This is a genomic window from Microbacterium sp. CIAB417 (assembly GCF_022788845.1).
Genome location: NZ_JAHZUT010000004.1, coordinates 314,745 through 335,736, shown reverse-complemented (window position 1 = coordinate 335,736; position 20,992 = coordinate 314,745). Strand labels below are relative to the sequence as shown.

At 70.0% G+C, this 20,992-nt stretch carries 21 protein-coding genes; 7 read left to right on the top strand and 14 right to left on the bottom strand.

Going from position 1 to position 20,992, the window contains the following annotated elements; translation table 11 throughout:
- Positions 1-43: 43 nt before the first annotated feature.
- Positions 44-1,369 (bottom strand): MFS transporter, encoded by a 1,326-nt coding sequence (locus KYX17_RS19050; protein WP_243228564.1) that lies wholly within the window; start codon positions 1,367-1,369, stop codon positions 44-46.
- A 60-nt stretch (positions 1,370-1,429) separates the two neighbouring features.
- Between KYX17_RS19050 and KYX17_RS19045 the strand changes: the two genes are divergently transcribed.
- A complete protein-coding gene (locus KYX17_RS19045) occupies positions 1,430-2,188 on the top strand; it encodes an alpha/beta fold hydrolase (RefSeq protein ID WP_243228562.1) in 759 nt (252 codons plus the stop codon).
- A 129-nt stretch (positions 2,189-2,317) separates the two neighbouring features.
- On the opposite strand, the gene mnhG is transcribed toward KYX17_RS19045, so the two are convergent.
- Genes mnhG through KYX17_RS19015 form a run of 6 tightly spaced genes read right to left on the bottom strand, consistent with a single transcriptional unit; the run spans position 2,318 to position 8,645 of the window.
- Complete coding sequence (mnhG, locus tag KYX17_RS19040) at positions 2,318-2,707, bottom strand: monovalent cation/H(+) antiporter subunit G (protein WP_243228560.1); 390 nt, start codon at positions 2,705-2,707, stop codon at positions 2,318-2,320.
- Entirely contained in the window at positions 2,704-2,973 is a 270-nt protein-coding gene (locus KYX17_RS19035; protein ID WP_243228558.1) for a monovalent cation/H+ antiporter complex subunit F, read from the bottom strand. Before KYX17_RS19035 ends, mnhG begins: the two co-directional genes overlap by 4 nt.
- Positions 2,970-3,542 (bottom strand): Na+/H+ antiporter subunit E, encoded by a 573-nt coding sequence (locus KYX17_RS19030; protein WP_243228556.1) that lies wholly within the window; start codon positions 3,540-3,542, stop codon positions 2,970-2,972. The genes KYX17_RS19035 and KYX17_RS19030 overlap by 4 nt, the downstream gene beginning before the upstream one ends.
- Positions 3,539-5,092, bottom strand: coding sequence for a Na+/H+ antiporter subunit D (locus KYX17_RS19025; protein ID WP_243228555.1), 1,554 nt, complete (start codon positions 5,090-5,092; stop codon positions 3,539-3,541). The genes KYX17_RS19030 and KYX17_RS19025 overlap by 4 nt, the downstream gene beginning before the upstream one ends.
- Positions 5,089-5,715 (bottom strand): NADH-quinone oxidoreductase subunit K, encoded by a 627-nt coding sequence (locus KYX17_RS19020; RefSeq protein WP_243228553.1) that lies wholly within the window; start codon positions 5,713-5,715, stop codon positions 5,089-5,091. Before KYX17_RS19020 ends, KYX17_RS19025 begins: the two co-directional genes overlap by 4 nt.
- Positions 5,715-8,645, bottom strand: a complete 2,931-nt coding sequence (locus KYX17_RS19015; RefSeq protein WP_243228551.1) for a Na+/H+ antiporter subunit A — start codon at positions 8,643-8,645, stop codon at positions 5,715-5,717. Before KYX17_RS19015 ends, KYX17_RS19020 begins: the two co-directional genes overlap by 1 nt.
- Positions 8,646-8,758: 113 nt before the next feature.
- Here KYX17_RS19015 and KYX17_RS19010 point away from each other — a divergent pair, with 113 nt between their 5' ends.
- Positions 8,759-9,160, top strand: coding sequence for a phage holin family protein (locus tag KYX17_RS19010; RefSeq protein WP_243228549.1), 402 nt, complete (start codon positions 8,759-8,761; stop codon positions 9,158-9,160).
- Between the two features lie 4 nt (positions 9,161-9,164).
- On the opposite strand, the gene KYX17_RS19005 is transcribed toward KYX17_RS19010, so the two are convergent.
- Both KYX17_RS19005 and KYX17_RS19000 read right to left on the bottom strand, forming a co-directional pair.
- Complete coding sequence (locus KYX17_RS19005; protein ID WP_243228547.1) at positions 9,165-10,481, bottom strand: hypothetical protein; 1,317 nt, start codon at positions 10,479-10,481, stop codon at positions 9,165-9,167.
- On the bottom strand, positions 10,478-10,735 hold the full coding sequence (locus KYX17_RS19000; protein ID WP_243228546.1) for a hypothetical protein: 258 nt from the start codon (positions 10,733-10,735) through the stop codon (positions 10,478-10,480). Before KYX17_RS19000 ends, KYX17_RS19005 begins: the two co-directional genes overlap by 4 nt.
- Before the next feature lie 127 nt (positions 10,736-10,862).
- Between KYX17_RS19000 and KYX17_RS18995 the strand changes: the two genes are divergently transcribed.
- Positions 10,863-11,387 (top strand): low molecular weight protein-tyrosine-phosphatase, encoded by a 525-nt coding sequence (locus KYX17_RS18995; protein WP_243228544.1) that lies wholly within the window; start codon positions 10,863-10,865, stop codon positions 11,385-11,387.
- Between the two features lie 14 nt (positions 11,388-11,401).
- Complete coding sequence (gene purB, locus KYX17_RS18990) at positions 11,402-12,784, top strand: adenylosuccinate lyase (RefSeq protein ID WP_243229200.1); 1,383 nt, start codon at positions 11,402-11,404, stop codon at positions 12,782-12,784.
- Between the two features lie 119 nt (positions 12,785-12,903).
- Here purB and KYX17_RS18985 read toward each other — a convergent pair whose 3' ends face one another.
- From KYX17_RS18985 to KYX17_RS18975, 3 genes are read right to left on the bottom strand one after another with little or no spacing between them, the layout of a single operon-like run.
- Entirely contained in the window at positions 12,904-14,337 is a 1,434-nt protein-coding gene (locus KYX17_RS18985) for an MFS transporter (RefSeq protein WP_243228542.1), read from the bottom strand.
- Between the two features lie 39 nt (positions 14,338-14,376).
- Positions 14,377-14,790: a hypothetical protein gene (locus KYX17_RS18980; RefSeq protein WP_243228540.1), complete on the bottom strand. Its 414-nt coding sequence runs from the start codon at positions 14,788-14,790 to the stop codon at positions 14,377-14,379.
- The gene (locus KYX17_RS18975) at positions 14,787-15,419 is read right to left on the bottom strand and encodes an acyl-CoA synthetase (protein WP_243228539.1); all 633 of its coding nucleotides are present in this window, start codon (positions 15,417-15,419) and stop codon (positions 14,787-14,789) included. Before KYX17_RS18975 ends, KYX17_RS18980 begins: the two co-directional genes overlap by 4 nt.
- Before the next feature lie 303 nt (positions 15,420-15,722).
- Here KYX17_RS18975 and KYX17_RS18970 point away from each other — a divergent pair, with 303 nt between their 5' ends.
- Positions 15,723-16,622 carry a hypothetical protein gene (locus KYX17_RS18970; protein ID WP_243228537.1) on the top strand — a complete coding sequence of 300 codons (900 nt, stop codon included), beginning with the start codon at positions 15,723-15,725 and terminating at the stop codon, positions 16,620-16,622.
- 163 nt (positions 16,623-16,785) lie between these two features.
- Here KYX17_RS18970 and KYX17_RS18965 read toward each other — a convergent pair whose 3' ends face one another.
- Both KYX17_RS18965 and KYX17_RS18960 read right to left on the bottom strand, forming a co-directional pair.
- Complete coding sequence (locus KYX17_RS18965; protein WP_243228534.1) at positions 16,786-17,622, bottom strand: sulfurtransferase; 837 nt, start codon at positions 17,620-17,622, stop codon at positions 16,786-16,788.
- Between the two features lie 475 nt (positions 17,623-18,097).
- Positions 18,098-19,408 (bottom strand): DivIVA domain-containing protein, encoded by a 1,311-nt coding sequence (locus KYX17_RS18960; protein ID WP_243228532.1) that lies wholly within the window; start codon positions 19,406-19,408, stop codon positions 18,098-18,100.
- Positions 19,409-19,662: 254 nt separating this feature from the next.
- On the opposite strand from KYX17_RS18960, the gene KYX17_RS18955 reads away from it, so the two are divergent.
- On the top strand, positions 19,663-20,508 hold the full coding sequence (locus KYX17_RS18955; protein WP_243228530.1) for a PhzF family phenazine biosynthesis protein: 846 nt from the start codon (positions 19,663-19,665) through the stop codon (positions 20,506-20,508).
- Positions 20,509-20,598: 90 nt separating this feature from the next.
- Positions 20,599-20,922, top strand: a complete 324-nt coding sequence (locus KYX17_RS18950) for a helix-turn-helix domain-containing protein (RefSeq protein ID WP_243228528.1) — start codon at positions 20,599-20,601, stop codon at positions 20,920-20,922.
- Positions 20,923-20,992 lie beyond the last annotated feature (70 nt).

The following is a 20,992-nucleotide window of genomic DNA, read 5'->3' as shown; positions in this document are numbered from 1 at the left end:
TCCTCGGACATGGCACGCCCTCAGGCACACCCGCACGATTCGCTCATGCCGCCTGCTCGGCCGCCCGTCGTGCGATCCACCAGATACCCGCCGCCGACGCGAGGAAGACGGCGCCGAGCATGATCCAGCCGACGAGCCCGAACGTGATCGCCGTCGCGTTGACCACGATCGGCGCGGCGAGAGCGCCGACGGAGAACCCCATGCCGAACACGCCCTGGTAGGCGCCCGCGCGCACGGGATCGGCGAGTTCGAAGCTCAGCCCCCATGCTCCCGCCTGAGACAGGATCTCGGCGAAGGTGTGCAGCACCGCGGCCACCAGCAGGATCACGATCGCGGACCAGGCCGGCAGTCCGGCAGCGAGCGCGTAGACCACGCAGGCGGCCGCCATGAGCCAGCCTGCGACCATCGTGACACGGCCGGCGGTGCGCACGTCGTGCGTCCCGCGTGAGGCGCGCACCTGGAACAGCACGACCAGCGTCGTGTTCACGATCAGGATGACCGCGACCACCACCTCGGGCGCGGACGTGCGCTCGGTGATCCACAGCGGGACGCCGAGCTCGGCGACCCCGAACTGCATGCCGAAGACGGCCGACAGCAGCGTCAGCAGCAGATAGCGGGGGTCGCGCCACGGCGAGCGACGATTCCAGTCGAGTCGCGCTGCGCGCGCAGCATCCGCGGTGTTCACGGTGTCGATCGACCCGGTCTCGGTCCGCACCGGCTCCACGGCGCGCGTCGGGGCGTCGACCGAGGCGGGCAGCCGCAGCAGGGGCAGCGTCCCGAGGACGCCGATGACCCCGGCACCGACGATCACGACCCGGTAGGCCTCCGGCGTGCCGATCGCGAGCGCGACGGCCGCGATCCCCGACCCCAGCGCGATCGACAGGTTGGTGACGGTGCGCAGCACGGCGCGCGCGTGCACCCGTCGGTCCGGAGCGAAGCCGCGCGCGATGATCGCCGATCGCGACGAATGGCCGATCGTGTCGAAGAACCCGGCGAGGGTCGCGATCACGAGGGCGGCCACGAACGTGTCCGCGAACGCGTAGGTCGCCAGCAGCACCGCGCCGAGTGCCTCGAAGACGAACGTGAGCCGGCGGGCGCTCCACCGATCGGCCAGCCATCCGCCGAGGAACGACGCCAGCACGCCGAAGGCGCTCGACACCGCCAGCACCACGGCCGCCTCCGCTGCGCTCAGGCCGATGATGAGCGTGAAGAAGAGCACCGTGACCGACAGGAAGACGCCGCGGCCGATCCGGGAGACCGCCGTCGATGCGACAAGTGCCCGCAGCACCGGGTCGGAGAGCGAGCGCGCGATGCGCTCGGCGAGGTTCGGGTTCGTCGCGGTCGTATCCGTGGGGTCCTGCAAGGTCACACACCAGTCTCACACGCGCCGGGGACATGGTCCGCCCGGCGGGACGGGTATCGTCCTCTTATGCCGACTCGCCTGCTCGCCCCCGAGGGGGTCTCCGCGACGGTCGAGGAGTTCTCCCACGCGGGGGCGACCCTGGTGGTCGAGGCCTTCGGGACGGGCCGCCCCCTCGTGCTGCTTCACGGCATCGGCATGGGCCGCAGCGTGTATCTGGATCTCACCGATCGGCTGCGCGGACGGGTGATCGCCCTCGACCTGCCCGGCTTCGGAGAGGCGCCAGAGCCCGAGCGGACCCTGACCATGGCGCGCCACGCCGATCTCGTCGCCGCCTACCTGCGATCCGCCGGAGCGACGGATGCCGTCATCATCGGCCATTCGATGGGCAGCCAGATCGCCGCGGAGCTGGCCGCGCGGCATCCGGAGCTCGTCGCCGGGGTCGTGCTCGCCGGGCCGACGGTGAACAGCGCGTCGCGCAACGTCGGCGCCCAGGCGCGGTACCTGCTCGTCGACCTGTTAGGCGAACGTCCGCTCGTCCTCTGGCGCGGGGCCAGGGAGTATCTCCGCGGCGGCCCGCATCTGATCCGGAAGATGCGAGCGACGATCGTGCACGAGCCTGAGGACGCCTATCGCCGCATCCGCTGCCCTGTCCTGATCCTGCGCGGGGAGTCCGACCCCCTCGCGCCGATGAGCTGGTGCCGCGAGATCCTCGAATGCATCCCCGGGGCAGAGCTCGAGGTCATCCCCGACCACGGCCACGGCACGCTCATCAGCGACGCGGCCCCCGCAGCCGCGCTGATCCAGCGCTTCGCCGAGCGTCTCTGACCCGCCCGGGGTTCTGCCACACCTTTCGGCTTTCGCGACACGAACGAACTGGCGCATTCGCCGAAAGGTGTCGCAGAACCCGAGCGATCGGAGGGAGCACAGTGCGGTGCCCGCCGACCGGCGGGACGACTACCCGGCGGCGGGCGGGGTCTGCTTGGAAGCGGCCAGGTCGTCCACCACGAGGTGCCGCTGGTCGGTCGTGCCGTTGCGGTACGCCTGACGCCCGACCATGTGCGCCGACAGGGGCGCGGTCGCGAACTGCATGAGCACGACCGGCACCACGAGCGCCGCGCCCAGCAGGATGCCTCCGATCGACCGCTGCGACAGCGCGATCGCGATGCAGATCAGCAGCAGACCGAGCACCTGCGGCTTCGTCGCGGCGTGCAGTCGCGAGGGGACGTCGCGGAAGTGCAGCAGACCGACCGCGGCCGACAGGCACAGCACGGCGCCGATGAGGATCAGCACCAGCACCGCCCAGTCGATGACGACGTCGGGGATCTCGATTCCGAACACGTTCATGATGTCGTGTTGTCCCTTCTCGCCACGTAGCGCGCCACCGAGATCGAGCCGAACACGCCGACCGCGGCGATGATGAGCAGCACCGGAACACTGCGGGTGTGCCCGTTGATCGCCATCTCGGCCCCGAGCACGCACATCACTTCGGTCAGCAGCACATCGGAGGCCACCGCACGGTCGAGGATCGACGGCCCGCGGACGATCCGGACGAGGGTCAGGACGGCCGCGATGCCGAACACGACCATGATCACCAGCAGCAGGATGTTCATCGCGCACCTCCGGCTCGCTCGTCGTCCCTGAGAGCACGGTACTGCGCGGGGCTGCCCAGCGCGCGCACGATCCGCCGCTCCCAGCGCAGCACGTTCTCGCGCTGCCGATCGACGTCGGCCTGCGTGCGCACCCCGATCACGTGCAGATAGAGGATGCGGCGGTCGCGGTCCGCCTCGACGATCAGCGACCCGGGGATGAGCGAGGCCGTCACCGCCACGTGGGTCATCACGAGATCGTCCGCGTACCGCAGCGGCACGGCCATGATGGCGGCGCCCGGCTGGTGACGGAAGTCGAACACCTGCACGGTCACGCTGAGCGCGCCGCGCAGCACCGCGAACAGGAACTGCACGAGGAACAGCGCCCCGTACCAGAGGTTGATGCGCCCGCTCAGCTCGATCGTCGGCAGGCGGAACACCCGGGTGACGAACACGGCGACCACGAGTCCGGTGAGGAACGCGAGCACGGTGAACTGCCCCCACAGCAGCATCCACAGCACGACCAGCCACGCCAGGAACGGGAGCTGGAGCAGGAAGGCCTGGAACAGGCCGCGGCGCGTTTCGGGGGTCACGGCGTCACCTCCTCCTCCAGTTGGACGAGACTCACCGGCTGCAGCAGCGCATCGCCGATGCGGTCGCACAGCGCATAGAGGGGCCCGGCGAACACGGTCAGAGCGACCGTGACGGTCACCATCCCGCCGGTCGCGACCGTCATGATCCGGGGGATGCGGCGGCGCTCCTGCTGCTCGTCGGCGGCCGGCGCGTTGCCGAGGTAGGAGATGCGTCCGTCGGTCTCGGTCGAGTCCTCCTCCTCGCGCCAGAACGCGAGGTTCCAGGCGCGCATGAGGGCGTAGAGCGTCAGCAGCGAGGTGACGATGCCGCCGATGATGAGCACGATCATGATCGGCGTTCCGACGGACGCCGCCGCGTCGAACAGCGCGAACTTCCCGATGAATCCGGAGAACGGCGGCAGACCGCCCAGGTTGATGGCCGGCACGAAGTACAGCACCGCGAGGATCGGCGCGGCCTTCATGAGCCCCTTGACCCGCAGGATGCTGGTGCTGCCGGCTCTTCGCTCGATCAGTCCGACGGCGAGGAACAGGGTCGTCTGCACGACGATGTGGTGGACGATGTAGTACACCGTCGCGCCGATCGCGGCCGGCGTCGCGATCGCGAGGCCGAAGATCATGTAGCCCACGTGGCTGACGAGGGTGAACGAGAGGATCCTCTTCAGCTCGGCCTGCGCCACGGCGCCGAGGACGCCCACGATCATGGTCGCCAGCGCCACGATGAGCAGCAGCGTGTCGATGCTGTTCTCGGCGAACAGCTGCGTCTCGGTGCGGATCAGCGCGTATACGCCGACCTTGGTCAGCAGGCCCGCGAACACCGCCGTGACGGGCGCCGGCGCCGTCGGATAGGAGTCGGGCAGCCAGAAGGACACCGGGAAGATGGCCGCCTTGATGCCGAACGCCACGACGAGCAGCAGGTGCAGCACGAGCTGGGTCTCCTGCGGCAGCTCGGTCATCCGCTCGGCGATCTGCGCCATGTTCACGGTGCCCAGGGCGCCGTAGATCATGGCGATCGAGGCGAGGAACAGGATCGATGAGACCAGCGAGACGACGATGTAGACGGCGCCGGTGCGGATGCGGGATTCGGTGCTGCCGAGCGTGATCAGCACGTACGAGGCGACCAGCAGGATCTCGAATCCGACGTACAGGTTGAACAGGTCGCCGGCGATGAAGGCGTTGAAGATCCCGGCCGCAAGGATCAGGTACGAGGGGTTGAAGATCGAGATCGGCGTCTCGTCCGTCCCGTCGGCGGCACCCTGACCGATCGAGAACAGCAGGACGGCGAGCAGCACGATGCTCGAGACGAGCACCAGCAGGGCAGCCAGGCGGTCGACGTACAGCACGATGCCGAAGGGCACGGGCCAGCCGCCGACCGAGACCGCCAGGGGCGTGCCGCCGTCCACGACCACGAGCAGGACCGCGGCGATCACGGCCACGGCGGCGAGCGTCGCGACGGAGACGAGGATCTGCAGCCGCGGACTGCGCCCGAACACGAGCGTGATCGCCGCGCCGAGCAGAGGCAGGGCGACGAGCAGGGGGACGAGCGCGCTCACGGGCGGTCCTCCCCGTCGGGCTCATGGGATTCGTCGGCGGGGCGTTTCGACTCGCTGCGCTCGCTCGACGAACGAGCGGAGGGCTCGCCCGACGAACGAGAGGAGGGGTCGCTCGACGAGCGGGGAAGGGGAGAGTCGAACGGGGCGTCGTCGTGGATCGCCGGATGGTCGCGCATGTGCAGCACCGTGATCGGGGCGGTCTGGACGCCGACGAAGTCCGTCGTGACGTCCTCGTCGCCGACCGCGCCCTCGTCCTCCAGCACGTCCTCGTCGGCGTCCGTCCGCTCGCGCAGCGCGATGTCGGCCTCGTCGTCCTCGACCGTGTCGGCCTGTCCGAGCTGCCAGGAGCGGTAGATCAGCGCGAGCAGGAACGCCGACACCGCGAACGTGATGACGATCGCCGTCAGCGTGAGCGCCTGCGGCAGCGGGTCGCTGACCCCGGTCTCGCCGTAGAACGGCGCGCTACCCGGCACACCCATGACGATGAGCAGCAGCAGGTTCGTGGCATTGCCGAGCAGCAGGAACCCGATGAGCACGCGCGTGAGGCTGCGCTCGAGCATCGCGTACACGCCGCACGCGAAGAGCACCGCCATGACGAAGATCAGGGTCAGCGAGACATCCATCAGACGCTCACCCCCCGAGCGCGCATCTCGAGCGCCTGCTTGTCGACCTCCGCGCCGAGGCTGCGCAGCACGTCGAGCACCAGGCCGATCACGACGAGGTACACGCCGATGTCGAAGATCGTGGACGTGACGAACTCCATGTGACCGATGATCGGGATCTCCCACTCCCAGAAGGTGCTCGTCAGAGGAGAGAGGCCGAAGAACAGGGGCACGACCGCGGTTCCCACGGCGATGATCAGGCCGGCGCCGAGCAGGCGTCCGGCATCCGTGGGCGCTGCGGCGCCGAGCTCCCAGCGGCCGCCGGCGATGTAGCGCATGACGAGCGCCATCCCCGCGACGAGTCCGCCGGCGAAGCCGCCGCCCGGACTGTTGTGACCGGCGAAGAGCAGATAGATGGACACCACGATGATCGTGTGGAACAGGATGCGGACGACGACCTCGAGCAGGATCGACCGGTTCTCGGGCTTCATCCTCTGCCCGCCGATCAGCCAGGCCCGAGGCGCGCTGCGGTTCTCGGCCGTCTGGAACCGCACGCCGTCCGTGGTCTCGACGAGCGGGTTGAGCCGCGCCTTGCGCTTGGTCGACCGCGGCAGAGTGCGGGTGGCGGCCAGCAGGTCTGCGCGGTGCGTGACGAACACGAGGGAGGCCACGCCGGTCGCTGCGAGCACGAGCACCGACAGCTCGCCCATGGTGTCCCAGCCGCGCAGGTCGACCAGCGCGACGTTGACGACGTTCTTGCCGTGACCGATGTCGTACGCGAGATCGGGGAACAGGAGCGAGATCGGATCGGCGACCCTCGACTGGGTCGCGACGACCGCGATGAGCGCCATGGTCGCACCGACCCCGATGCCGAGGATCGCCCGCGGGAGCCGTCCGACCGACGCGTTGTGCTCTCCCATGCGTGCCGGCAGCCGGCGCAGGACGAGCGCGAACGTGACCATCGTGACCGTCTCGACGAGGATCTGCGTGAGAGCAAGATCCGGCGCGCCGCTGGTGGCGAAGAGCACCACCATGCCGAGACCGGTGACCGACACCAGCACCACGCCCGTGTACCGCTTGCGCGCCTGCACGGCGACGATGCCGGCCGCGGCCATGATCGGCGCGACGACGACCTGCGTCGGGGTGTGCCAGGCGGACAGGGTCATCCGGTCGACGTCGGCCGCGAGCAGGGCCGTGATCTCGGCCACGACGAGGACGATGAAGATCGTGCCGACGTACACCGGCAGCGAACCGCGCTGGGTGAGCGAGGTGGTGAGGACCGAGAGCCGGTCGATGCTGCGAGTGACCAGGTAGTACGCGTCGGATGCCGTGAACGGCAGGATCCGGGACCGGCGGTCCCATCCGGTGCTCCGGGCCAGCAGGAACACTCCGAGGCCCAGCAGGATGGACAGGATCGAGATCGCCAGCGCCGGCTCGAAGCCGTGCCACAGCGCGAGATGTCCCGTTCCCTCGCCGTCGAGCCCCGGCCGGGCGGTGGCGGCGTAACCGTGCAGGGCGACGTCGAGTGCGGGGGCACCGATCCCGGCGGCGACCGTGACGCCGGCCAGGATGATCGGCGCCGAGAGGAAGCCCACGGGAGGGTCGGGCCACGCGGTCTCCGGCATGCGGTCGCCCTGTTTGTCCCGCTTCGTCCAGAACGCCCCCCACAGGAAGCGGATGCCGTAGGCCGCGGTGAAGACGGCGCCGAGCGAGACGCCGATGAGGGCGACCCACCCCCACGCGGATCCGGCAACGGCGTCGTCGACGAGTGCGGTCAGAGCGGATTCCTTCGCCACGAAGCCGATCGTGGGCGCGACTCCCGCCATGGATGCGATCGAGATGAACGCGGCCGTGGCCATCACCGGCGCCTGCCGGCCGACTCCCGAGAGCTCGGTGATGTCTCGTGTGGACAGCTGGCGGTCGATGACGCCGACGATGAGGAACAGCGCCGATTTGAACAGGGCATGCGCGATCACGAGCGCGAGTCCGGCGAGCGCCGCCGCCTGCGTCCCGTAGCCGACGACGATCGTGAAGAAGCCGAGCTGGCTGACTGTGCCGAAGGCGAGGATGCGCTTCAGGTCGGTCTCGCGCAGCGCCTGGATGCCGCCGAGCAGCATCGTCAGCACGCCCAGGGAGATGACGATCGGACGCCAGGGTTCGCTGAACGCGAAGATGGGCGCGAAGCGCGCGATGAGGTAGATGCCGGCCTTCACCATGGCGGCGGCGTGCAGGTAGGCGCTGACCGGCGTGGGTGCGGCCATGGCTCCGGGGAGCCAGAAGTGGAACGGGAAGATCGCGGATTTGCTCAACGCCCCGACGAGCAGCATCACGATCGCGGCGTTCACGAAGGGACCCGTGGGCGGGGCGGCGAGCATGTCCGAGATGCTGGAGGTGCCGGCATCCACGACGAGCAGGACGACACCGACGAACATGACGAGGCCGCCGAGCGTGGTCACGAGCAGCGCCTGCAGGGCCGAGCGACGGCTCGCGGCACGGCGATGGTAGTGGCCGATGAGCAGGTACGACAGGATGCTCGTGGCCTCCCAGAACATCACGAGCATGACGAGGTCGTCCGTGAGCACGAGACCGTACATCGCGCCGGCGAAGCCGAGCAGGACGCCCGCGAACTGGCCGAGGCCCGCGGCCTCGTCGTGGAAGTACCAGCGGCAGTACAGCAGCACCAGGGCGCCGACGCCGGTCACGATGAGCGTCATGACCCACCCGAGCACGTCCATGTGCATCGAGAGGTTGAGGTCGAGCTGGGGAATCCACGCGAGGGATTCGAACGGGGCCTGGTCGGGATCGAGGACCTGCGGCGTCAGCACCAGGGCGTGGACGAAGGCCGCCGCGGGGACGAGTGCCGCGATCGCGAAGGCCTGAGCGCCGAGCCAGCGCACGAGAGCGGGGAGGAGGAGGGAGCAGAGGAGGAAGACGCCGAGGAGTGTCAGCATAGGCGGCTCCTCAATGGCTCGTCGGCCTTGCGGCTCAGGCGGGCGGGTCCGTGCCAGTCTACCGGCGGAAACCGTGGCCGGCCCCGGGGTCGGCATGCGAGACTGGTCGGATCATGCGCTTCATCGTCAAGGTCGTCATCAACGCCTTCGCCTTCTGGGTCGCAGCTCTCATTCCCGCGCTGGAGATCGAGATCACTCCGTTCCCGCCCGGCGGGGACCTGCAGCTCGTGCTGACGCTGCTCGCCGTCGGTGCGATCTTCGCACTCGTCAACACCATCGTCGGCACGATCGTGAAGATCGTCGCGTTCCCGCTGTACATCCTGACGTTCGGGCTGATCGGCTTCGTGATCAACGGCTTCCTGCTCTGGCTGACCGCGTGGATCACCTCCGGCTTCGGCTGGGGCGTCTCGGTGGGGAACTTCTGGTGGGTGATCGTCGCCGCGCTGGTGATCTCGATCATCAACGGCATCTTCGGCTTCATCCTGCGTCCGCAGAAGAAGGCCGCGCGCGGCTGACCGGTCACGGCTCCCGCCCGGTCCGATCGGCGGCGTACTCGGTCGACTCGATGCTCACGGCGTCCGCGAGGACCCGGAGCCGGTCGCGGTAGGCCTCGAGGCGCACATCGCCGGAGGCATCCGCCAGCTCGGCCGTCTCGACGTAGTTCTCGATCATGTGCGGTTCGAGGATCAGGTCCTTCACGCTGAAGCCGGGATCACCCTCCCGTCGGATGACGAGGCTGTCGTCGGACCCCGTCCCGGCCGGCCAACCGCCTCCGGCGAGCGAGTTCACGACGTCGTCGGTGTGGCTGAGCCTGATGAGCGTCTGATCGGCGTCCAGCGCCGGCACGTTCGGGCTGCCCGCGAGCACCGTCGTCCGCACCTCGAACTCGTCGCTCATGGCAAGATTCGCCGCGACCATGCCGCCCTGCGAGTAGCCGTAGACGTCGACGACGTCGCCGGGCTCCGCGCCCGCCTGACGCAACGCGTCGAGCGTTGCCTGATACGACGCCGAGACACGGCCGGTGTACAGCTCGGTGTTGGACTTCATGTCCCACGGCTCCCCTGCCCCGTACAGGCCCGACTGGGTGCCCTTGATGTACGCCGCGTACTGCTTGCTGCCGTCTGCGAAGGTGTAGGTCTCAACTCTGACCTGTGCTCCCTCGGACTGCGGGAACCGTCGCATCGCGTCGGCGAGCGACGCCGGCGGCGCGACCGGCTGGGACGTCTGCACGGGCGCGACGCGCACCGGGTCGGCAGTGCCCTTCAGGGTCGACCCCGGCGGCAGGACGCCGAAGCGCGCCGAAGTGCCCAGCGCGGCGGCGATCGCCGTGATCGCCCCGAAGTTCGCTCCGGTCACCGTGGTCGCGAGGTCGAACTGGCTGTCCAGCCCCTCGAATCGCGCCTGCTCCCACTGCACTGCGAGGGCATCGGCCATGGTCGCGAGGCGCTCATCGGTGGCTTCGAGGTCCTCGATCCGCATCTGCACCGCATCGGCGGCCGCGGCATCCGTCAGCAGCAGCGCGTCGTGCTCGGCGCGCAGCTCGACCAGCTCGTACACGTCGGCCATGAGTCCGGTCCCGGAGGCGACCTCGTCGATCCGGGTGCGCAGGGCCGCGAGCCGATCGGCCACAGCCCAGAGCTCGGCGGTGTCGACCCCGGCGGACAGACCCGTGGTCTGGACGATCCAGCGATGCGCCTGGCGCGCGGCGTCCGCGGCCGCACTGACGCCGGCGGCGATCGGACCGAGGCGTACGGCGACGTCGCGCAGCGCCTCGGTGTCCACCGCGATCGCGCCACCGCGCAGGATCTCGACACCGGCGTCGTCCTCGTCGCTCATGCCGCCGCCTCCAGCTCCCACAGTCGTGCGCGCAGGGTCGCCGCCGCGCTCGCGCACTGCGCCGAGAAGGACTCGATCTCGACGTGCAGGGCGCGCACCCCCTCGGCCTGCCATTCGGTGTCCGCGATGAGCGGGAGCAGAGCCGCTCCGACCTCGTCGAGAGCCGCGAGCGCGTCGGACACGGAGCGCCGCGCACTGTGCCAGCCCCACAGCTGCTCCGGTGTCCACGCGGCGGCCATGTCGATCGAATGCATGGCCACAGCCTGCCCCGACCCTCCCGCGTCGCGAGGGTCGGCTGCCGCGGCATCCTCGGGATCCGGGGAGAAGCGCCCGGGAATCGCCCCTGTGCAGGACGAGTCGCGCGTGGGCAGAATGGAACCCATGACCGACCCGGAACCGTTCCGCGTCATCTTCGTCTGCACGGGAAACATCTGCCGCTCCCCGATGGCCGAAGTGGTCTTCCGCGACCTCGCCGAACGGCAGGGCCTGGGACACCGGATCGTGTCCCGCAGCGCGGGAACCGGCGACTGGCATCTGGGCGAGCGCGCGGACCATCGCACGCTCGCGGCGCTCGAACGCCGCGGATACGACGGATCGCTGCACCGTGCACGGCAGTTCACGGCGGCGTCCTTCCGCGAGAACGACCTCGTCGTGGCGCTGGACAGGACGCACGAGCGCAATCTCCGGGAGTGGGCGCACGACGAGGACGAGGAGGGCAAGGTCACGCTGCTGCTGTCGTTCGACCCGGCCACGGACGCCTCGGACGTGCCGGATCCCTACTACGCGGGGCCGGACATGTTCGATGCCGTGCTCGGTATGATTGAGGCGTCGACCCGGGGCCTGTTCCGTCAGCTCGAACCCGCCCTGCGCCAGCCCGCACGACGCCCCGCATTCGAGGGGCCCTGATCAGGAGGACTCCCCTGACTTCGCACGCCTCTCTCCCGCCCCAGCCGCTCAGCCCCCTCGACGGCCGCTATCGCGCCGCTGTCTCGGGCCTGGCGGACTTCCTGTCCGAGGCGGGCCTCAACCGGGCCCGCGTCGAGGTCGAGGTCGAGTGGCTGATCGCGCTGACCGACCGGTCGCTGTTCGGGACCTCGCCCCTGTCGGATGCCGACAAGGAGCGTCTGCGTGCTCTCTACCGCGACTTCGGCCAGGCCGAGATCGACTGGCTGGCCGAGAAGGAGGCCGTGACGCAGCACGACGTCAAGGCGGTCGAGTATCTCGTGCGCGACCGCCTGTCGTCCCTGGGCCTGGATGACATCGCCGAGCTCACGCACTTCGCGTGCACGAGCGAGGACATCAACTCCGCCTCCTACGCTCTGACCGTCAAGCGCGCGGTGCTCGGGGTGTGGCTTCCCGCCCTGGACGGCGTCATCGCCAAGCTCCGCGAGCTCGCGGTCGAGCATGCGGATGCCGCGATGCTCTCGCGCACGCACGGCCAGCCGGCGACCCCGTCGACCATGGGCAAGGAGCTCGCCGTGTTCGCGTGGCGCCTGGAACGCGTGCGCGGGCAGATCGCGGCATCCGAGTTCCTCGCGAAGTTCTCCGGCGCGACCGGCACCTGGTCGGCGCATCTCGCCGCAGAGCCGGACGCCGACTGGCCCGAGATCTCGCGCGCGTTCATCGAGTCGCTCGACATCGACTTCAACGTCCTCACCACCCAGATCGAGTCGCACGACTGGCAGGTCGAGCTGTACGACCGGGTGCGTCACGCGGGCGGCATCCTGCACAACCTCGCGACCGACATCTGGACCTACATCTCGCTCGGCTACTTCGCGCAGATCCCGGTCGCCGGGGCCACCGGCTCGTCGACCATGCCGCACAAGATCAACCCGATCCGCTTCGAGAACGCCGAGGCGAACCTGGAGATCGCCGGCGGCCTGCTCGCGACCCTCGGGCAGACGCTGGTCACGTCGCGCCTGCAGCGCGACCTCACCGACTCGACCACGCAGCGCAACATCGGCGTCGCGTTCGGGCACTCCCTGCTTGCACTGGACAACCTGCGCCGCGGACTGAACGCCATCTCGCTGCGCCGTGACGTGCTGCTGGACGACCTCGACGGCAACTGGGAGGTGCTCGCCGAGGCGATCCAGACCGTCATCCGTGCCGAGGTCGTGGCGGGTCGATCGACGATCACGGACCCGTACGCATTGCTCAAGGAGCTCACGCGCGGTCACCGTGTGGGCGCTGCGGAGCTCGCGGCATTCGTCGAAGGGCTCGAGATCGGGGATGCCGCGAAGCAGCGCCTGCTCGCCCTGACCCCGGCGACGTACACCGGCATCGCGGAGCAGCTCGCGCGCTGAGCCGGCTCCGCCACGGACGCGAGGGCACGACCTCGCGCCGGATGCACGGCCTGCCGGCATCTGCCTCCCGTGCACTCGGCGGCATCCCGTGCACTCGCGGAGCGCGGGGCACCGAGATGTCAGGCGGCGGGCTCTCCGGAGTGAGCGGCGGGCGCATCCCTCGGCATGAAGGCCGCGGCGAGCAGCGTCAGCAGGGCGACGACGGCGGCGCCCGCGAACACCCAGACGGATGCCGAGACGATGGTCGCCGGGTCCTCCGGCCCGGCTCCCCGGGCGATCACCGCGTTCGAGATCGCGCCGAACACGGCGACACCGACCGCGCTGCCCGCTGATCGGGCGAACGCGTTCATGCCCGTGACCGCACCGCGCTCTCCCCATCCGACCGATGCCTGAGCGGCGATCAGTGTCGGCGCGGCCGTCCAGCCCAGGCCGAAGCCGAGGACGAACGCGATCACGGCCACGACGTACGGATTCGGCCACGACGCCGCGGACGCCAGCGCGATCGCCGCGATGGAGGCGATCGCCATGCCGATGAGCGCCGTGCGGCGGAACCCGATCCGCAGGAACAGCCGGCCGGCGTTCGCCGCCGAGATCGGCCAACCCAGCGTGAGGGCGGCGACGGCGAGGCCGGACAGCAGCGGCGCGATCCCGATGGAGCCCTCCAGGTACGCGGGCGCGAAGCTGGTGACGCCGGTCATGAGGGCTCCCACGCCGAGCGAGACGAGCGTGGTCGTGAGGATCAGGCGGCGCGACGCGAGCCTCAGGTCCACGATCGGCTCCGCGGCACGCCGCTCGACGAGCCCGAAGGCGACGAGCGACACGGCGCCGAGACCGAAGCACAGCAGGCTGGGCAGCGACAGCCACGCCCAGGCGTTGCCGCCCTCGAGCATTCCGAGAATGATCCCGGTCAGGCCGATCGTGAGCAGCACGGCGCCCGCGTAGTCGATGCGGTGACGCTGGGTCTGCTTCTGCTCGTGGTACCGGCGAACGAGCATCCATCCGGCGATCAGGCAGAGCGGGATGTTGACCCAGAAGATCCAGCGCCACGCGTCCAGCTGGGCGAAGATGCCGCCGAGCGCCGGGCCGACGACCGACGAGATCGCCCAGACGCTCGCGATGTACCCCTGGACCTTCGCCCGTTCGGCGACCGTGTAGATGTCGCCGACGATCGTCATCGACATCGGCGCCACGGCACCGGCGCCGAGCCCCTGCACGATGCGGAAGATGATCAGTGCGGTCATGCTTCCGGCGAAGCCGCACAGGATCGAACCGGCCAGGAACAGCCCGATCCCGATCAGGATGATCGGCTTGCGTCCCACCGTGTCCGCGAATCGCGAATAGATCGGCACGCTGACGGCCTGGGCGAGCAGGTAGACCGAGAACAGCCAGGGGAACTCCTGGTAGCTGCCCAGATCCCGGACGATGCTCGGCACGGCCGTCGCGAGGATCGTGGCGTCGATCGCGATGAGTCCGGTGGCGAGCATGAGCGCGCCGAGCACCGGTCCGCGCTCGGATCGGAGTCCGACGGAGGCGCGATCGATCGAGGTGGTCACCACAGGGACAAGTCGCCGCGGCGCCGGACTATTCCGCGATCAGGACGCGTCGCCGTCCTTGGCGTCGGTTCCCCGGTCGCTCTCGGCGTCCGCGGGATCGGCGTCGGCGGGGGTGTCCGGCGACGCGGCGTCGGGTGCGGCATCCGACTCCTCGTCGTAGAGGACGGGTCGCACGAGCTCCTCGTCCTCGTACTGAGCGGGGTCGACCGCGAGCATCAGCATCGCGATGCCGAGGAGTGTGACGATGAACGCTCCGCCGCCGACGACGAGGCCGAGCGCGATCGGGCTCAGGCCCTCGTACGTCCCGTTCGCGATGGCCTGGTTCACGCGTGCCGTGAACGCGCCCGTCGACACCAGCGTGACCGCCGCGGCGAAGACTCCGGCGGCGAGGGCGATGCCCAGCAGGTGCAGCGGGCGCAGCAGCTCTCGGCGTGTGGGCTTGTCGTCGGTCATGCCGCACCTCCGGAGAGCGGGGCCGCGTCCGCGGCGGGCGTCTTGGCGTCGCGCGCGGGGGTGAGCCCCGCGATGCCGAGGAACACCGCGACGAGAGCGGCGTATCCACCGAGCATCCCGACTCCCAGGATGATCCCGGTCAGCTGGAACGTTCCGGCGTCCTCGACCGTGTAGTCCGAGGTGAATCCGGCCGGGATCAGCAGGAGCGCCACGGCGAGCAGGATGCCCAGACCGCCGATGAGGAGCGCGTCTCGAGCGAGGGGGTCGGCGTCGCGACGACCCCGTATGCCGGCGATGATCTCGACTGCGCCGGCGAGGATGGCCCAGCTGATGACGAGCGCGAAGAAGGTGTCGTCCGTGCGCAGCATCGGGATCCCGGCGATCATCCCTGCGAGGATGTCGATCACGGCGAGCAGGACGTACGACCAGCGGCGCCCCTGCGGGACGGCCAGCCAGGCGCTGAGGGCGAGGACGAATCCGGTCACGATGGCGAAGCCGCTGAACACGGCCAGCCCGACGGCGGCGGAGTGGTCGGAGGAGAACGTGATCATCAGGGCCGCGATCGCCGCGAACGCCGCGCGCAGCAGTTGGATGTGTCGCACCGTGAAGGCGCGGGCGGGGGCAGACATGACGAATCCTCGGTCCTGATGGTGGTGCGTCCAGTCTACCGGGGCGTGCCGGGGCGTCCGGCGGGCCCCGAGGGCGCAGCGTCGGAGTCCGACGGCCCTCCCCAGAACAGCCGTCGGACTCCACGCTTAGCGCAGTACGGGGCATCACTGCGCCGGACCGTCACGCGTCCGTGATCGGGCTTCCTCCCGGGGCGCGAGGTCCAGCGACCCCGCGCTCCCCGCCTCGAGCCCCCGAGGGGAAAGCGCCTGGTCGTATGCTCGAATCTACGAGACGAGTGTTCACATACCTGGGGGAGGTCTGTGATGGCGAACGAGGACACCGGGGGCGGAAGCTTCGCCGACGTGCTCAGGGACGCGATCGTCGCCAGGGGGGTCACGCTCGCCTGGCTCAACAAGCGGCTGCGCGAGAACGGGAACCCGGTCTCGATGGCGACGCTGAGCTATTGGCGATCGGGGGCGCGCCGCCCCGAGGGCGCCCAGTCCCTGGCCGCGGTCGCGGACATCGAGGACCTGCTGCGGCTGGAGAGCGGGACGCTGTCCGACCTGGTGGGGCCCACGCAGCGCATCGGTCCGGTCGGCATGCCGATGTTCCCGCTCAATGAGAACGCCATCGAGGAGGCCGTCACCGAGGTGTTCCACGCACTCGGCGCCCCGCAGTTCGATCTGGCCCGGGACGTCAGCACCCACTCCGTGACCGATGTCGGTCCGGACGGGAACGTCGTCTCACGCACGACGAGGACCCTCGTCCAGTCCATGTCCGGACTTCTCACCCACGTTCCCTACGTCGACATGACGCCGGGTGTCCGCACGCCGCCGCCCGTGTTCCGGGCGATCGCCGGCGGCCGCATCGCCGCGCTGCACTCGCACGAGTCGGGAGAGGTCCACGGGTTCTCGCTGGAACTGGATCAGCCGGTCGACAGCGCGCAGTCCACCATGATCGAGTGGGCGTTCGAGGTGCCGCCCGGCTATCCGCCGGTGCGCGAGACCGGCCACGGCGTCGCCCGCCGGGCGCGTGACCTCGTGCTGTGGACGAGATTCCACCCGGATGCCCTGCCGGACTGGATCGACGAGGTCGAGGAGTCCCCGCACGGCATCGTCCGCACGCCCGTGACGATCGATGCCGGATCCAGCGTGCTCCAGGTGCGACGCCGCTTCGGACCGGGGATGCTGCTTCTGCGGTGGGGCTACGGCGAGCGCGAGTGACGGGCGACCGTCATGCGCGTGTCTCCGCCATGAGCGTGTCTCCGTCATGAGCGTGTCTCCGTCATGAGCGTGTTCTGCGACACTTCTCCGCAAATGCGCCAGGAAACAGCTGTCGCAACCGCGGAAAGGTGTGGCAGAACCGCCCGCCGCAGGTCAGCCGAGGTCAGCCCGGCTGCGGGCCGGTGGCCGCGGGACGGCCGAGGGTGTTCGACCACTGGCTCCAGGACCCGTGGAAGATCTTCGCGTCCATGCCGACCTCGGCGAGCATCAGCGCGGTATGCGCGGCCGTGATGCCCGAGCCGCAGTAGGCGGCGACCGGCGTTCCGTCCGCGACGCCAGCGGCAGCCAGGTTCGCGCGGATCTCCTCGCGGCTGCGCGCCGTCCCGTCCGCCGCGAGGTGCACGGCTGTCGGCAGGTTGATCGCACCGGGGATGTGCCCGGCGACGGGATCGTACGGTTCCGTCTCGCCGCGGTATCGCTCGGGAGCTCGGACATCCAGCAGGACTCCGGATGCCGGGAACGCCGCGACCTCGTCGATCGTGAGGCTGCCTCCGCGGATGTCGGACAGGGCCGCTGATCCCGATTCCGGAGCGACCGCACCCGCCTCGACCGGCTCACCGGACGAGACCCACGCCGGCCACCCGCCGTCCAGAACGCGCACGTCCATGCCGCCCTGGCGCAGGATCCACCACGCCCGCGCCGCTGCAAGTCCACCGTGATCGTCGTACACGACGACCGGGTCTCCGTCGTCGAGGCCCCAGCGGCGGGCGGCGTCCTGGACCGTCGCGGTGTCCGGAAGCGGATGCCTTCCCTCGTCCGGCCGGCCGTGGCGGGACAGCTCGTTCTCGAGGTCGACGAAGACCGCTCCCGGCACGTGCGCCTCGAGGTACTCGGGGCGGCCGTCCGGGCCGCCGAGACGCCAGCGCACATCGAGGACCCGCAGACGCGGCTCCTGGGCGATGAGTTCAGACAGTTCCGCGACGCTCACCAGATGGGACATGTGCCCAGCGTAGGACCCACCGCTCGCCGTCCCGCGTCCGCCGTCCGTTGAGCGAGGGGCGGAGTGACGAGGCGGAACGCACCAACCGCCGCACAGCCATCAACGCGTTTCGACTCGCTCCGCTCGCTCAACGAACGACGGGGCGCCCCACCCCCATCCCCCGCTCGTTGAGCGAGGAGCGCAGCGACGAGCCGAAACGCACCAACCGCCGCCGGCCATCAACCCGTTTCGACTCGCTCCGCTCGCTCAACGAACGACGGGGCGCCCCACCCCCATCCCCCGCTCGTTGAGCGAGGAGCGAAGCGACGAGTCGAAACGCAGCAACCGACGCGCAGCCGTCAACCCGTTTCGACTCGCTCCGCTCGCTCAACGAGCGAGGGGGTGTGCGCCCAACGAACGAGCGGGTGCGCGCTCAACGAACGAGGGGGCGTGCGCTCAACGAGCGAGGAGCGAAGGGGACGCGCTCAACGGAGGCTCAGTCCTCCTCGGCGGGCTCGAACTCCTCCGCGACGTCGACCGCCTCGGTGAGCTCGGTCTCCTCGTCGTCCTCGGCATCCACCTCGACCGCGTCGGCCGTCAGCACGCCGTCGGGGCGGATCAGCTCGCGCACCTCGGCCATGAAGCTGTTCAGCTGCTGCTGCTGCCAGCGCAGCTGGCGCGTGCGGTCCTCCGCGTCGCGCAGCACTTCGGTGGTGTGCCCGATCACGGTGTCCACGATCTTCTGCGCCTTCACGCGAGCCCGATCGAGGGTCTCGCGGGCACGCACCTGAGCATCCGCTTCGATCGTCTGCGCCTGCGAACGCATCAGACGCTCGTAGTCGTCGGCCTTCGCCGAGATCCGCTGCGCGTGCTCCAGGGACGCCTGGACCTGCTCGTTCGCATCGTTCGTGATCCGCTCGGCATGCGCGACGGCCTGATTGTGCAGGGTGAGGAACTCCTGCTGCGCGTCGTTCTGGCGACGCGTCAGGCTCTCCTCGAACTCCAGCACCCGAGTGTTCATCTCGCGGACCTCGCGCTCGGCATCCGCACGCTGCTGCTGCGTCTCGCGCGTCACCATCGACCGCAGCGCGGCCGATCCCTTCTCCGCCTCGGCGCGAACGGCCGCCGCCTCCTGTTCGGCCTGCGTCACCTTCTCGGCGGCGTGCGCGGCCTCGCGGGCGATGCGGGCCTCGTGCGCGGTGTACTCCGTGTCGATGCGCAACCGCACCTGGTCCGCCTCATGCTGAGCCTCGGCCGTGATGCGGGCGACGTCCGCCTCGAGCTCGACGCGCTTCGCCTCGGCCTCCTCGCGAGCCGCCTCGAGCAGACGCTCGGCCTGCACCGCGGCGTTCTGGATCAGGACGCTCGCCTGCTCCTCCGCCACCCGCAGCACCGCCTCGAACTGCAGACGGGATCCCTCGTCGTCGCCCTCCCTGGCGGGCGCTTCGACGAGCTCGCTGGTCAGCGTGGCCACCTGCTGCTCGGATTCCGCGACCTGCGCCTGCGCGGCCGCCAGCTCCTCCTCCAGCTGCGCGATGCGCTCCTGGTCACCGGCGCGCGCGGCCTCGGCCTCGGCCCGGACGGCATCCGCCTCGCCGCTCGCGCCGTTGCGGGCGAGCTGAACGTCGGTCTCGGCGCGCTGCAACTGAGCGCGAAGCGTGGCGATCGCGGCATCCACCTCGCCCTTGTCGTACCCGCGGAACGCCTGCGTGAACGAGGTCTGTGCCTGCGCGGCTGCACCTCCCTGGACGAGCTGATCGAAGAAGTCCGGCTCTCGTGCGTCGCGGTTGTCGGCGTTGTCGCTCATGGTGAGCCTTTCTGACGGTCTCGTCCGGCGACACGATCGAGGGCCGCGGGGGGCGAGGAGAAGGAGAGGAGGATGGCGCGAAGCTCGCGACACATCCTAATCCGTTCCGATGTGCCCGGACCCAGGAGATCTCTCCGGATGCCGTTCGAACCGGATCGGCCGAAGCATGCGCCACTCGCAGCCGATTGGCCCGCGGATCCCGGCTCGGCGCTGCCGCGTCCCGTCTAGGCTCGTGCCACGAGAGAGGATCCCGGATGCCCCGCACCCATGATTTCGCCCAGGTCGACGTTTTCTCATCGACCGCTTACCTCGGCAACCCCGTCGCCGTCGTGCTCGACGCCGCAGACGTGTCGGACGAGCAGATGCAGCGCCTGGCGCGCTGGACGAATCTGTCGGAGACGACGTTCCTGCTGCCGTCCTCCGACCCCGCGGCCGACTACCGTCTGCGGATCTTCACTCCCGGAGGCGAACTGCCGTTCGCCGGGCATCCCACGCTCGGTTCCGCAGCCGCGTGGCTCGCGTACGGCGGCACACCCGCCGACCCGGACGTGATCGTGCAGGAGTGCGGCGCCGGCCTCGTGCGCATCCGCCGCGACGGCGACACGCTCTCGTTCGCGGCGCCGCCGACACTGCGCTCGGGCCCGCTGGACGAGGAGCACCTGACGCGGATCGCCCGCGGCTTCGGCATCCCGCGCGACGCGATCATCGATCATCAGTGGGTCGACAACGGTCCCGGCTGGGCCGTCGTCCGGCTCGCGAGCGCCGAGGAGGTGCTGGCGCTCGAACCCGACTTCGCCCTCATCCCGGACGAGATGGTCGGCGCGACCGGGTCGTACCCGGATGGCTCCGCTCAGGCCATCGAGATCCGCAGCTTCGCGCCGCGCATGGGCGTGAACGAGGATCCCGTCTGCGGCAGCATGAACGCCAGCGTCGGACAGTGGCTGACCTCGACCGGCGCGCTGCCGACGGAGTACACGGCGTCGCAGGGACGGCGTCTGGACCGTGCCGGCGTGATCCAGATCAGCGTCGACGACGCCGGCCAGGTGTGGGTGGGCGGCCCGACGACCGTCGGGATCCGCGGTTCGATCGAACTGCAGTAGTCGCCGTCCCCGTCGAACGGCGCAGGAGGGCCGTTCTGCTGTGAGCAGAACGGGGTGACCGGAATCGGAGAGGCGGATTATCGTGAGCGCATGGCCGACATCGTCCCGTTCCCGCGTCCTGTGAATCGCGATCCGGAGCCGCTCTGGCGCGAACTGCTCGGCGACCAACTGCGTCGCCGTCGGCACGAACGCGAGGAGATCCTCGCGGAGACGGCGGAGAAGGCCGGCGTGTCGCCGCAGTACCTCTCCGAGGTGGAGCGCGGGCTCAAGGAGCCGTCCAGCGAGATGATCGCCGCGATCGCCGGGGCGCTGGACACCAGCCTCATCGAGTTGACGAGCGCCATCGCGGACGAGCTGCGGACGGTGCCGGCATCCGTCCCGGCATCCCGCGGAGCGTTCGCCCTCGCCGCCTGACCCTTCGGCCCGGGCTCGCACTCCCGCGCGGGCTGTGCGCCCGCTCGGGTTCTGCGCCCGCTCGGGTTCT